Here is a 13,331-nt window from a genome sequence, read left to right as displayed (position 1 = left end):
CGCCAAAATGTGTGCGCCGCCGAAAGTGAAGGAGGACGCCAGTGAATTTCCCCCCCATCCGCGCCAGCTTCGGCGCAGCTGTACTTGCGGCAGCCGTTACGGCGTCTCCAGCCCCACTCTCTGCGCAAAATACTAACGGTAGCTCAGTGAAGATTGGCGCCATCGTCGATATGACCGGCGTTTACTCGCGCCATGGCGGCCCCGGCGTCGTCGAGGCAGTGAAGATGGCTGTCGAGGATTTCGGCGGCAAGGTTAACAGCCAACCCATCGAGGTGGTCTCGGCGGATTATCAGAACAAGGTGGACGTTACCTCGGGCATCGCCCGGCGCTGGTTTGATACTGAAGGGGTCGACATGGTCGTCGAGTCCACGGACAGCGCTTCCGCGCTCGCCTTGTTCCGCCTCGGCGAAGAGAGGAAACGCGTCATCATTGGAGCCGGCTCCGCGACGACCGGCCTCACCAATGCCGGCTGCATGCCCTATGGTATCCACTATGTATACGACACCTACGCGCTCGCCACGGGCACCGGCTCGGCCATTGTGAAGGAAGGTGGCAAGAACTGGTTCTTCATCACCGCCGACTATGCCTTCGGCCATGCGCTCGAGGCCGACACGTCCCGTGTCGTGCTCGCCAATGGCGGCAAGGTGCTGGGCAATGTGCGCGCCCCGCTCTCCTCGGCGGACTTCTCCTCCTACTTGCTTCAGGCGCAATCCTCCAAGGCGCAGGTGATCGGCCTTGCCAATGCGGGCGGCGACTTCGTCAATTCGGTCAAGCAAGCCAGCGAGTTTGGCATCACCCAGAGTGGCCAAAGTCTCGCGGCCATGTTGGTGTTCATCAATGATGTTAAGGCTCTTGGCCTTCAGGTGGCGCAGGGGTTGAAATTCACGGACGGCTATTACTGGGACCGCGATGACGAAAGCCGCGCATTCGCGAAGAAATACTATGCCCGGATGAAGGCCCAGCCCTCCATGGTCCAGGCCGGCGCCTATTCCGCCACCATGCACTATCTGAAGGGCGTCCAGGCCGTCGGGTCCGACGATGCGCAGAAGGTGACAGACTGGATGAAGGCTAACCACATCAACGATTTCTTCGCCAAGGACGGCGTCATCCGGGCCGATGGCCGCATGGTGCACGACATGTATCTGGTGGAGGCCAAGAAGCCCGAGGAATCGAAGAACGAATGGGACCTGATGAAGGTGCTGCGCACGATCCCCGGCGATGAGGCTTTCCAGCCGTTGGACAAGTCCACCTGCAAGCTGGTGAAGAAAGGCTGAAGTGGTGGAGCCGCAAAAAGGGACATCAAGTCTCGCGCGGCCATGCCCGTTCCGAGCGATCACTCCCAACTATGGGCGAGAGGACATCTCGCCCAGTTTTTTATAGAGATAAGAACGAGAGATCCCCAGTTCGGCGGCGACCTTCTTCTTATTGCCCTTGTGGCGGTCCAGCGCCTCCCGGATCAGCGCATACTCCATGCTTCCGACGGTCTCGCGGATGGTGGTCACGCTCGACGCCTCCGGGACGGCGGAGCTCACCGCCTCCTCCGGCATGTCGTCGAGGTCCCGGAAGTTGGCCAACGTCAATTCGCCGCCGTCCGCGAAGATCATGGCGCGCCGCACCTCATGGTGAAGTTGGCGCACGTTTCCGGGCCACGGGAGCGTCTGGAGCATGTCCAATGCCTTGGGATGAACGCGGTGGATCTTCGAGTCGATGCGCGGGCCGATGCGCTGCACAAAATGCTTCACGAGCAGGGGAATGTCAGAGGTGCGCTCGCGCAGGGACGGCACGCGCAGTGTCACGCCGTTGATTCGGAAATAGAGGTCGGCACGGAACGCCTCCTCGGCGATCAGGCGCCTCAGATCGCGGTTGGTGGCACTGACGAGCCGGAAGTTGGTGGAACGACTGCGATTGGAGCCGACCCGCTCGAAGACGCCATTCTCAATGACCCGCAGGAGCTTGACCTGCGTCTCCATCGGCATGTCGCCAATCTCGTCGAGGAACAGGCTGGAGCGGTCCGCCATCTCGAACTTGCCCGCACGTCCCTCGCGCCGTGCGCCGGTGAAGGCGCCGGCCTCGTGGCCGAACAATTCGCTCTCCACCAAATTGGCCGGCAGCGCGCCGCAATTGACCACCACCATGGGTCGTTCCATGCGACGGCTCAAATTGTGGATGGCATGGGCCACGAGCTCCTTCCCCGATCCGCTCTCGCCGGACACGAAGACTGGTACGTCGAGGGGCGCCACCTTGCGGATCTCCTCCTTCAGACGGCGGATGGACTCGCTCTCGCCCACGATTTCGTCGAGGCCGAAGGTCCGGTGGCGCAGGCCCGCCAGCTCCTTCTTGTAGTAGTCCACCTCGGCGCGCAGCGTGGAGATCTGGCGGGACAGCTCGTGCACCTCCTCCGGCGCCTTGAACATGACCCGGCCAATGGCGCCGACCAATTCGCCGTCGTGATGGATGGGCACCCGGTTCACCACCCGCGTGACATCGCGCATCTCCTGCACCTGCCCGATCTCGGCATTGCCGGTGCGGGCCACCACATGCAGCCGGGTGTTCTGGATCACCTCTTGCACCGGACGACCCAGCGCGCCACCGCGTTCGAAACCGAAGAAGCGCTCGTGCACTGGGCTCACATAGCGCAACACCGCGTCGCGATCGACGACCGTGATGCCCTCGTAGGGATTGGTGAGGAAGTGATTCAGGATGTCGAAGGCGATGTCCACGCTGAGGACAAAGTCCACCAGCGTGGACGCCTTGTCCTCCGGATGAACAAGAGCGGCGGTCATGCCATCGCCGGTTTGGCCGCAGACGACCACGTGCGACGCATCACCGAAAGGGAGCGTAAAAATTCTTCTCCCCTTGGCTACCCCGCGGACATGGGTGCGAACCTCCTCCGCAAGTCCGGAAGCCTGGAGTCGTTGAGAGGCGAAAGCCAACGCCCCGGCGCGGTCGACGATAACAATCTCTAGTGGCGTCGCCATCCCAGTCTCGATTTTGTAGTTTTAAAAGACACAGAGAGTATTTCAGTGTCTGGATCAGAAACATCTAGCAGGCAAATTTTGCGGAACGCAAGCGGCAAATGCGGAGAGTTCCGTTTGATTCCAACTCTTGGCATAGGCCTTGCTCCAATGGGGCGGCGAGGACCGTGCCAATGATGAAAATAACCCCCCTTCCCGCTGAAGAACTGCCCAGCTCGAACCTGCCCGTGGGGCACGTCAACGAGTCATTTCGGATTCTCTCAAATGTCCGGGTGGTGGACCTCACCACCTCCATCGCCGGCCCCTATGCCACCATGCTGCTTTCGGATTTCGGCGCCGAGGTGATTAAGGTGGAACGGCCGGCCGGCGACGACGCCCGCCATTGGGGCCCCCCTTTCCTGGACGGCGAATCCCTGTGGTTCCTGTCCGTGAACCGCAACAAGAAGAGCCTCTCCCTCGACTATTCCGGCGAGGAGGGGCGGCAGGTGCTGGCAGAGCTCATCGACACCGCGGACGTGGTGGTGACCAATCAGCTCTCGAGCGTCCAGAAAAAGCTCGGGCTCGATGCCGCCACCCTGCGCGCGTCCCGCTCCCGCCTCATCCACGTCTCGCTCACCGGCTTCGGCCTCACCGGCCCGCGCGCCGGCCTGCCCTGCTACGACCTCATCGCCGAGGGCTACAGCGGCGTCATGGACCTGACCGGCCCGGCCGACGCCGAGCCGCAGAAGGTGGGTGCCCCCGCCGCCGACATGCTGGCCGGCGCCGACGCCGCCATGGCGGTGCTCGCCGCCCTGCACCGGCGCGCCGCCACCGGCCATGGCGCCAGCATCGACGTGTCGCTGACCGAGAGCATGATCCGCTTCATGTCGCCGCGCATCCTGCCCTACCTCGGCTCGGGCGAGGTGTCGCGCCGCACCGGCGGCCGCGACAGCGTGATCGCCATCTACCAGACCTTCGAAACCCAGGATCTGCCGATGACCCTGGGCCTCGGCAACGACGCCATCTGGCGCCGGTTCTGGGAGGCGGTGGAGCATCCCGAGGAGGCCGCCGCCGTCCACCTCGCCACCAATGCCGACCGCCGCCTGCACCGGGGCGAGATCGTCGCCCGCATCCAGCAGATCCTGCTCACACAGCCGCGCTCCGAGTGGCTGCGCCGCTTCGCCGCCGCAAAGGTGCCCGCCGGCCCCATCTACCGCCTCGACGAGGTGGTGGCGGACGAGCACTTCCAGGCGCGTTCCACCTTCTACCGGGTGGTGAAGGACGGCCGCGACGTGCCCCAGGTGGCCCTTGGCATTCACATGGACGGCAAGCCGGCCGGCTTTTTTTCGCCTCCGCCACGCCTCGGCGAGCATCGCGAGGAGATATTGGGTCAGCTCCTCGGCTATGACGAACAGGCCATCACCGAGCTGCAGGCAAAAGGCGTCATCTGAGACACATCGCGGTCCCGCGCCGAAAAGAATTTTATCAGGAAGGAACGCTTACGCATGTCGTACGAGACCATTCTCTACAGCGAAGACGGCCCGGTCGGCACCATCGCGCTGAACCGCCCCGACGACGGCAACATGTTCAACGCCGTGATGTGCCGCGAGTTGCGCGACTGCATCGAGACCATCCGCAACGAGACCCGCACCCGCGTGGTGGTGCTCACCGGCGCCGGCGACAAGTTCTTCTGCACCGGCGGCCGCAAGGACGGGCTGGAAAAGACCAACCTCTATGCCGGCGTGCTGCCGACGCTGGAGATGTACGACGCCATCGAGCGCCTCCAGAAGCCGGTGATCGCCTCCGTCAACGGCTTCGCGGTGGGTGGCGGCAACGTGCTCCAGATGGTGTGCGACCTCGCCATCGCCAAGGAAAGCGCCGTGTTCCGGCAGGTCGGCCCCATGGTGGGCTCGTTCGACGCCGGCTACGGTACCTGGTTCCTGGAGGACATCGTCGGCAAGCGCCGCGCGAAGGAGATCTGGTACCTCAACGAGAAGCTGACCGCCCAACAGGCGCTGTCCTACGGACTCATCAACAAGGTGGTGCCGGACGACAAGCTGGCCGAGGCCACCCGTGAGATGGCGCTCGCTATCGCCGATCGCGGCCCGTTCGCCATCGCCTCGCTGAAGGCGGCCTTCTCGGCACGCCATTCGGGCGTTGGCGGGCTCGCCCGCATGGCCCACGACCTCCTGCTGCGGGGCTACTTGGATAGCGACGAGTCCCACGAGCTCGCCGATTCCTTCGCGAACCGCCGCAAACCCGACCCCACGAAGTTCGGCAAGTGAGGGCTGCCCCATGCAGCCCACACTTCTCACCCTACACGATCCCGCCATCGCCCGGGCGTACTACGCCTCCGGGCAGTGGCAGGACGACACCCTCTACGGCCTTGCCGCGGCCCATGCCACGCAGCGGCCGGGCGCCTACGCCCTCGCCGATGGCTCCCGACGCCTTACCTGGGCGGAGTTGATCCGCTGGGCAGACGCCACCGCCGCCGACTTCGCTGCCGCCGGCCTCCGGCACGGCGACCGGGTCGGCGTGTGGCTGCCGAACCGGGTCGAATCGGTGATCGTGATGCTGGCCTGCTCTCGGGCCGGCCTCGTGTGTGCGCCCTCGCTCCACGTGAACCACACGGTGGGCGAGATCGTCACGCTCATGGAGCGATGCGGCGCCGCCGCGCTGGTGGCCCAGCCAGGCCACGGCGCCGATGCCGACCGCCACGACGTATTCGCGGCCGCCCTCGCCCTGCCGGCCATGCGCCGGCTCTACGCGGTGGGCGGCAGCGCGCCGATTCACGCGGAGCGGATCGCCGACTTCCCGGCGGCGGACGGCCCCGCGCCCAGCACGGAGCCGGTAGCGAATCCCGACAAGGTGACCTATCTCGCCTTCACCTCGGGCACCACCGGCCAGCCCAAGGGCGTGATGCATTCCGACAACACGCTCATCTCCAACGGCCGCGCCATGGTCCGTGACTGGAACGTAGGCCCGGACACGGTGATCTACTCGCTGAGCCCGCAGAGCCACCACATCTCAACGGTAGCGCTGGAGCAGATGCTGGTCTCCGGCGCCGAGCTGGTGGTGAACGACGCGCCGCGCGGCCAGAGCCCGCTCGACCGCATCATCGAGACCGAGGCCACCTACGTCATGGGCGTCCCTACCCACGCCATCGACCTCCTGGGCGAGATCGAGCGGCGCGGTCTCGGCGGCATCGGCAATGTGAGGACCTTCTACCTCGCGGGCGCGGCCATCCCGATGGAGGTGGCGCGGCGTTTCCTCGGCTACGGGGTCAAGCCGCAGAACATCTACGGCATGACCGAGAACGGCTCGCACCAGTACACGCTCCCGGACGACGACGTGGAGACCATGGTGCGCACCTGCGGCAAGGCCTGCGCCGCCTACGAGGTCAGGATCTTCAAGGCCGATAACCACGACCTGGAGGCCGCGCCCGGCGAGATGGGCGAGATCGGCGGGCGCGGCGCCTGCCTCATGCTCGGCTATTTCGGCAACCAGAGCGCCACCGAGCAGTCCTTCAACGCAGACGGCTGGTTCATGTCCGGCGACCTCGGCCGGCTCGACGCCGCCGGCAACCTCGAGATCGTGGGCCGCTCCAAGGACCTCATCATCCGCGGCGGGCACAACATCTATCCCTCGCAGATCGAGGACCTCGCCATCCGCCACCCGTCCGCCTTCAAGGTGGCGGCGTTTCCGGTGCGCGACGACCGGCTGGGGGAAAAGGTGTGCCTGGCGGTGATCGCCAAGGACGGCGCCCGCATCGCGGCCGAGGAGATGCTGGCCCACCTCTTCGAGGCCGGGCTCTCCAAGTACGACATGCCGGAATTCTACCTGGAGCTGGATGCCTTCCCGGTCACCGCCAGCGGCAAGGTGCTGAAGCGCGAGATGGTCGAGAAGGTCCGCGTCGGCGCCCTGTCGCCGACTCCCGTGCGCTTCCGGGCGCCAGACGCGTCGCTCGCCAAAGGAGCCTGACATGGTCGACCTCATGAGGGACGGCGCGCTCGCCATCATCACCCTCAACCGGCCGGAGGCGCTGAACGCGCTGTCCTTCGCCATCATCCGCGACATCAGCGCGGCCATCGACGAGGCGGCGGGCTGGGACATCCGGGCCCTGGTGTTCACCGGCGCGGGCGAGAAGGCGTTCTGCGCGGGTGCGGACATCAAGGAACTGATGGGCCGCCCGCTGATGGAGGAGCGCGCCGGCGCCGAACTCGGTCAGCGCACCTTCGCCAAGCTCGACACCTTCAAGGTGCCATCCATCGCCGCCATCAACGGCTATGCTTTCGGCGGGGGTCTGGAACTGGCCATGGCCTGCACGTTCCGCGTCGCGTCCCCGAAGGCAAAGATGGGCCTGCCGGAGATCAAGCTCGGGCTCATTCCCGGCTACGGCGGAACCCAGCGTCTGCCGCGCCTCGTGGGCGAGGCCCGCGCGCTGGAAATGGTGATGACGGGCCGCACCGTCGGCGCCGAGGAGGCGCTCGCCATGGGCCTCGTCAACCGGCTGGCGGAGGGCGACGTGCTGGAAGCGGCGAAGACCTTCGCCGGCGAGTTCACCGGCCACGGCTTGCCCGCCCTCACCTTCGCCCGCGACGCGGTGCGCCGCGCGCTGGGCACCCCCATCAGCGAGGGCCTGCGCATCGAGGCCGACCTCTCCACCCTCGCCTTCCGCACCGCGGACGCGGTGGAAGGGCTCACCGCGTTCGTCGAGAAGCGCAAGCCGCAGTTCCAGGATCGTTGAGATGACACCCCGCAACATTCTCCTCACCGGCGCCAGCCGTGGCATCGGCGCCGTCGCCGCCCTGGAACTCGCCCGGCGCGGCCACCGGGTCGGCTGCGTCTCCCGCCGCGGGACCGGCCCCGAGGGCGTCGAGATCGCGGACGATATCCGCGCCCGCCTGGTGCCGCTGAAGGGCGACGTGGGCGACGCCGCCAGCATCGCCGAGGCGATGACGGCGTTTGCCAAGACCGCCGGCTCCATTGACGGCATCGTCAACAATGCCGGCGTCCACCTCACTAACCGCTCCGAGAACCAGCCGCTTTCCGAGTTCGAGGAGGTGCTGCGGACCAACACCACCGCCACCTTCTCGGTGTGTCAGCAGGCCTATCCGCATCTGGTGGCGGCCGGCGGGGGGTTGATCGTGAACATGGGCTCGTTCTTCGACAAGCTCGGTGTGAAGCACAACACCGCCTATTGCGCCTCCAAGGCGGCGGTGGCGGCCATCAGCCGCTGCCTGGCGGTGGAGTGGGCGCAGAAGGGCATCCGCGTGATGACCGTGGCCCCCGGCTATATCGAGACCGACCTGAACAAGGACTTTCTGGCCTCCGAGAAGACCCGCGCCTTCCTCGCCGCCCGCATCCCCGTAGGCGGGCCGGCGAAGGCCGACGAGGTAGGGCGGCTCATTGCCTGCCTGTTCGACGAGAACATTCCCTTCCTGACCGGCGAAACCATCTATCTCGATGGCGGTCAGGGCATGGCCCATTGAGGACGCCGATGAACGTTATCTCCCGCCTGGACGCCCAGCTCGGCCTTCCCGAGGATGAGGCGCTTCTGCTCCAAAGCGTGCGCGATTTCGCCCGCGACGAGATCGCCCCGCGCGCCGCCCATCATGACGAGACCAAGGAATTTCCCTGGGAGAACGTGAAGGGCATCAACGCCCTCGGGCTCAATGCCATGTTCGTGCCGGAGGCCTATGGCGGCGCCGGCCTTTCGTACCTCTCCTATCTGGCCTGCGTCAGGGAGATCTCGGCGGCCTGCGCCTCCACCGGCATCATCTGGGCGACGAACTTCCACGCCATAAAGCCGCTGATCGACTTCGGCACGGAGGAGCAGAAGCAGCGCCTGTTGCCGCGTATCGCCGAGGGTGGCCTCGCCGCGCTGGTCATTACCGAGCCCGACGCCGGCTCCGATGCCACCGGCATGCGCACGAAGTTCACGCCCGAGGGCGACGACATCGTGGTGAACGGCTCCAAAACCTTCATTACCAACGGTGACGTGGCCGACCTCTACGTGATCTTCGGCAAGTGGTCGGAGACGGCCGACGCCAAGCAGGCGATCTCCTGCCTGATCCTCGAGAAGGGCACGCCCGGGCTCTCGGTGGTGCGCCTCGAGGACAAGATGGGCCACCGCGCCTCGTCCACGGCGACGCTCTCCTTCGACAATTGCCGCGTGCCGAAGGCAAACCTGCTGCGCGGGCCCGGCGAGGGCCTCAAGCTGCTGCTCGCCTCCCTCAACAAGTCGCGCCCCTCGGTGGGCGCCCACGCGCTCGGCATCGCGCGCGCCGCGTTTGAGGAGGCGACGGGCTACATCAACGGCCGCAAGCAGTCCGGCAAGAAGATCATCGAGTTCCAAGGCATCCAGTTCCTGCTGGCTGACCTCGCGAGCGAGCTTGCCTTGTGCGACTCGTTCATGATGCAGGTGGGGCGGATGGTGGATGCCGGCATCACCGATATCGGCATCGAGGCCTCCATCTTGAAGATGCGCGCCTCCGACCTCGCCATGCGCATGGCCACCGAGGCGGTGCAGCTCCACGGCGGCTACGGATACGTCAAGGAATACAAGGTCGAGCGCCTGATGCGCGACGCCAAGATCACGCAGATCTGGGAAGGCACGAACCAGATCCATCGCCAGCTCATCGGCCGCAGCTTCATCGAGCGCTGAGAACAACCATGACCGACAAGATCACCATTGGCGTCGCCGGCTCGGGCACCATGGGCACAGGCATCGCCATCGTCGCGGCGCGCGGCGGCTTCCCCACCATCATTTTCGACATCGACCAGGCGCGCGCCGAGGGCGCCGTGGGGCAGATGAAGGCGTTCTTCGCCAAGTCGGTGCAGCGCGGCAAGCTCACCCAGGACCAGGTGGATGAGATCATGGGCCGGGTGTCCGCCACCAGCGACATTGCCGCCATGGCGCCCTGCGGCCTCGTCATCGAGGCCATCTTCGAGGAGCTGGAGGTCAAGGGGAAGCTGTTCTCGGCGCTCGACGCGGTGTGCCCGCCGGAGACGCTGTTCGCCTCCAACACCTCGACCCTCTCCATCACCGAGATCGCCGCCAAGTCCGGTCGCGACGACCGTTTCGTGGGCATGCACTTCTGCCTGCCGGCGCAGCTGATGAAGCTGGTGGAAATGTCGCCCGGCCTCAACACCTCGCCCGAGAGCTTCGAGAGGGCGTGGAGGCTTTGCGAGGAGATGGGCCAGCGCCCGGTGAAGACGCAGGACGCACCCGGCTTCATCCTCAATTACTTCCTCGTGCCCTTCAACAACGATGCCATCCGCCTCGTGGAGGAGGGGGTCGCCGAGCCGGCCGAGATCGACAAGGCCATCAAGGGCGCGCTCGGCTACGCCATGGGGCCGATGGAACTGCTCGACCTCGTAGGCCTCGACACCCAGGTGCTGCTCTGCGAGGCCCTGTATGGCGTGACGAACGAGCCGCGCGCCTCCTGCCCCCCCCTGCTGCGCCGCATGGTCGCCGCTCGCCGTCTCGGCCGCAAGACGAAGCGCGGCTTCCTCTCCTACGAGACCGCCGCCATCTTCGGAGCCTGATGCCATGTCCTACCGCGTGATCCAGACCGGCGACAGCCGCTCCTTCCCCGAAGCCCATCCCCTGATCGACGGCGCCTCCGCCTCCGGCGAGGTGCTCGTGCTCGCCGGTACCGGCGCAGGCCGCGCCTTTGCCGAGGTCGCCGACAGGACCGCGTATGTCGCGATCCTGATCGAACTTGGCACCGAGTGCCTCGGCGTCCATACCGGCGAGAGCCGCGGCGATGAAGGCTCCAACGCGCTCGGCTTCGCCCGCTTCCGCCTCGGCGATGCCAAGCCCTCCGATCTGGTCGAGATCGTGCGCCAGCCGGGCACGGCGCCCGAGGCGCTGGCGGCGGCCCGAGCGCTGTTCGAGGCTCACGGCCTGAAGACCGCGGTGTGCGGCGACTTCCCGGGCCGCATCGTCGATCGGCTGGTGCGGCCCTACTACAACGCCGCCCTCGGCCGGCTCGACGCGAAGCTCGCCACCGCCTCCGACATGGACCTGACCCTCAAGCTCGGCCTCGGCTATCCGGACGGCCCCATCGAGCTTCTGGAGCGCACCGGGCTCGCCGCGCACCATGACGTGACGTCGGCGCTCCACGAGGCGCTCGGCAATCCCGCCTACGCCCCTGCGCGCCGCGCGCAGGTGGCGAAGGCCCGCCAGCTCAAGGGGAGGTGAGCATGCGTCCACTGGAAGGCGTTCTGGTCCTCGATTTCTCCACCCTCCTGCCGGGGCCGCTGGCGAGCCTCTTCCTCGCCGAGGCCGGCGCCCGCGTCGTCAAGATCGAACGTCCCGGCCGGGGCGACGAAATGCGCAGCTACGAACCCAAGCTGGGCGCGGACAGCGTCAACTTCGTTATGCTCAACCGTGGCAAGCAGTCCATCGCCATCGACTTGAAGGCGCCGGATGCGGTCGAGCGGCTGAAGCCACTGATTCAGACCGCGGACGTGATCATCGAGCAGTTCCGGCCCGGCGTGATGGAGCGTCTGGGCCTCGGCTACGACGCGGTGCGAAAGCTCAATCCGAAGCTCGTCTATTGCTCCATCACCGGTTGGGGCCAGACCGGCCCCAAGGCGCAGGTGGCATCGCACGACCTCAACTACATGGCCGAGACCGGTGTGCTCGGGCTTTCGGCGGGCGCGGACGGCGCGCCCGTGCTGCCGCCGGTGCTGGCGGCGGACGTGGCAGGCGGCACCATGCCCGCCGTCATCAACATCCTGCTGGCCCTCAGGCAGCGGGACCAAACAGGCCTCGGGAGCTATCTCGACGTGGCGATGGGCGACAGCCTTTTCACTTTCCTTTATTGGGCGCTCGGAGAGGGCTTCACGGGAAATGGCTGGCCGACCGGCGGACAGTCGCTCGTGACTGGAGGCTCACCACGCTACCAGATCTATCGCACATCGGACGACCGCTACCTTGCGGCAGCGCCGATCGAGGACAAGTTCTGGGAGAACTTCACCCGCATCATTGATCTGCCGGAACCGCTGCGTGATCCTGGTGCCGAAGTCGAAGTCGTCAAGGCGGCCGTGGCGGAGCGGATCGCCTCCCGCACGGCTGATCAGTGGCGCGTAGCCTTCGCCGGCCAGGACGTGTGCTGCTCGATTGTCGCGACCCTCGATGAAGCGGTCTCGGATGCGCATGTTTCAGCCCGCCATCTGTTTGCGCACACGCTCAAGGCGGGTGGCCGAGAGATCCCGGCGTTGCCGGTGCCGCTCGCGCCCGTGTTTCGCCCCCATGTGACACGCGGGACAGCGCCGCAGCTTGGCGAAACCGTCGACCCCCTGCTTGAAGTCTGAAGGGTACACAATGCGCAGCTATCGTGTCTGGGAGCATGGCGCTCCCTCCACCATGCGGGTGGACGAGCTTCCCGACCTCGTCCCCGGTCCGGGGCAGATGGTGGTGGACGTGAAGGCCGCCGGCATCAATTTCCCTGACGTGCTGGTTGTGTCCGGCAAGTACCAGATCCTGCCGCCCCGGCCGTTCACGCCGGGCAAGGACCTTGCCGGCGTGGTGCGGGCGGTGGGGGCAGGCGTCAACGGCTATGCCCCCGGCGACCGCATCATGGCGCAAGTGGAGAACGGGGCCTTCGCCGAACAGGCGATCGTGACTCCGGAGCAAACCTACAAGCTGCCGGACGGCCTCTCCTTCGAGGCGGCGGCGGCGATGGGTCTCGTCTACCAGACCGCGCATTTCGCCTTGGTGGAGCGCGGCCAGTACAAGCGCGGCGAGACGGTCCTGGTGGGCGGTGCTGCCGGCGGCGTCGGGCTGGCCGCGGTGCAGATCGCCAAGGGCCTCGGGGCAAAGGTGCTGGCCGGCGTGCGCTCGCCTGAAGAGGCCGAGGTGGTGCGGGCAGCGGGCGTCGATGCGGTGATCGATCTTTCAGTGCCGGACCTGCGCGAAAGTATCCGCGCCCAGGTGCATGCCGCCACCGACGGCCACGGCGCGGACGTGGTGCTCGATCCGCTCGGCGGTGACTTCTTCGCCGGTGCGCTGCGTGCCGTGGCCTGGTGCGGCCGCCTCGTGGTGATCGGGTTTGCCGCCGGCGACATCCCGACACTCAAGGTCAATTACCTCCTGCTCAAGAACATCGCAGTCAGTGGCCTGCAGTGGAGCGATTACCGTGACCGCACGCCCGAGCGTATCCAGCAGGTGCAGCAGGAGCTGTTCGACCTGTGGCGGGCTGGCGCTGTGAAGCCGCGGATCATGCGCGACTTTGCCTTCTCCGAGCTACCCGAGGCGCTGGACCTCGTGTCCCAGGGCAAGGTGCAGGGCAAGACCGTGGTTCGTGTCGGGGAGGGCGCGTGATGGGTGCGCTTGCGACCACGCAATTGGTTGCCGTGATTGGC

The 13,331-nt window shown here is 66.4% G+C and carries 12 protein-coding genes; 11 read left to right on the top strand and 1 reads right to left on the bottom strand.

The genetic code is table 11. The features are described from left to right. Nucleotides 1–56 precede the first annotated feature (56 nt). A complete protein-coding gene (locus V5F59_RS02895; RefSeq protein WP_393983204.1) occupies nucleotides 57–1,274 on the top strand; it encodes an ABC transporter substrate-binding protein in 1,218 nt (405 codons plus the stop codon). Nucleotides 1,275–1,343: 69 nt separating this feature from the next. On the opposite strand, the gene V5F59_RS02890 is transcribed toward V5F59_RS02895, so the two are convergent. Then, nucleotides 1,344–2,978, bottom strand: a complete 1,635-nt coding sequence (locus V5F59_RS02890) for a sigma 54-interacting transcriptional regulator (RefSeq protein ID WP_509211182.1) — start codon at nucleotides 2,976–2,978, stop codon at nucleotides 1,344–1,346. Between the two features lie 170 nt (nucleotides 2,979–3,148). Between V5F59_RS02890 and V5F59_RS02885 the strand changes: the two genes are divergently transcribed. The 10 genes from V5F59_RS02885 to V5F59_RS02840 are packed head-to-tail and all read left to right on the top strand — an operon-like array spanning nucleotide 3,149 to nucleotide 13,290. Further along, entirely contained in the window at nucleotides 3,149–4,405 is a 1,257-nt protein-coding gene (locus V5F59_RS02885; RefSeq protein WP_509211181.1) for a CoA transferase, read from the top strand. A 54-nt stretch (nucleotides 4,406–4,459) separates the two neighbouring features. Further along, the gene (locus tag V5F59_RS02880) at nucleotides 4,460–5,239 is read left to right on the top strand and encodes an enoyl-CoA hydratase-related protein (protein WP_393983180.1); all 780 of its coding nucleotides are present in this window, start codon (nucleotides 4,460–4,462) and stop codon (nucleotides 5,237–5,239) included. 10 nt (nucleotides 5,240–5,249) lie between these two features. Continuing rightward, nucleotides 5,250–6,935: a class I adenylate-forming enzyme family protein gene (locus tag V5F59_RS02875; RefSeq protein WP_393983179.1), complete on the top strand. Its 1,686-nt coding sequence runs from the start codon at nucleotides 5,250–5,252 to the stop codon at nucleotides 6,933–6,935. A 1-nt stretch (nucleotide 6,936) separates the two neighbouring features. Continuing rightward, nucleotides 6,937–7,701, top strand: a complete 765-nt coding sequence (locus V5F59_RS02870) for an enoyl-CoA hydratase/isomerase family protein (RefSeq protein ID WP_393983178.1) — start codon at nucleotides 6,937–6,939, stop codon at nucleotides 7,699–7,701. 1 nt (nucleotide 7,702) lies between these two features. Next, a complete protein-coding gene (locus V5F59_RS02865) occupies nucleotides 7,703–8,446 on the top strand; it encodes an SDR family NAD(P)-dependent oxidoreductase (protein WP_393983177.1) in 744 nt (247 codons plus the stop codon). A gap of 8 nt (nucleotides 8,447–8,454) precedes the next feature. Further along, complete coding sequence (locus V5F59_RS02860) at nucleotides 8,455–9,621, top strand: acyl-CoA dehydrogenase family protein (protein WP_393983176.1); 1,167 nt, start codon at nucleotides 8,455–8,457, stop codon at nucleotides 9,619–9,621. A gap of 8 nt (nucleotides 9,622–9,629) precedes the next feature. Beyond that, nucleotides 9,630–10,505, top strand: coding sequence for a 3-hydroxyacyl-CoA dehydrogenase family protein (locus tag V5F59_RS02855; protein ID WP_393983175.1), 876 nt, complete (start codon nucleotides 9,630–9,632; stop codon nucleotides 10,503–10,505). Between the two features lie 4 nt (nucleotides 10,506–10,509). After that, nucleotides 10,510–11,163, top strand: a complete 654-nt coding sequence (locus V5F59_RS02850; RefSeq protein WP_393983174.1) for a 3-hydroxyacyl-CoA dehydrogenase family protein — start codon at nucleotides 10,510–10,512, stop codon at nucleotides 11,161–11,163. Between the two features lie 2 nt (nucleotides 11,164–11,165). Beyond that, entirely contained in the window at nucleotides 11,166–12,281 is a 1,116-nt protein-coding gene (locus V5F59_RS02845; RefSeq protein ID WP_393983173.1) for a CaiB/BaiF CoA transferase family protein, read from the top strand. 10 nt (nucleotides 12,282–12,291) lie between these two features. Continuing rightward, entirely contained in the window at nucleotides 12,292–13,290 is a 999-nt protein-coding gene (locus V5F59_RS02840; RefSeq protein WP_393983172.1) for an NADPH:quinone oxidoreductase family protein, read from the top strand. Nucleotides 13,291–13,331: the final 41 nt, after the last annotated feature.

Origin of the sequence: Xanthobacter nonsaccharivorans (assembly GCF_043194755.2) — a bacterium.
GTDB classification, from domain to species: Bacteria; Pseudomonadota; Alphaproteobacteria; order Rhizobiales; family Xanthobacteraceae; genus Xanthobacter; species Xanthobacter autotrophicus_G.
This window is presented reverse-complemented; position numbering and strand designations above follow the sequence as displayed.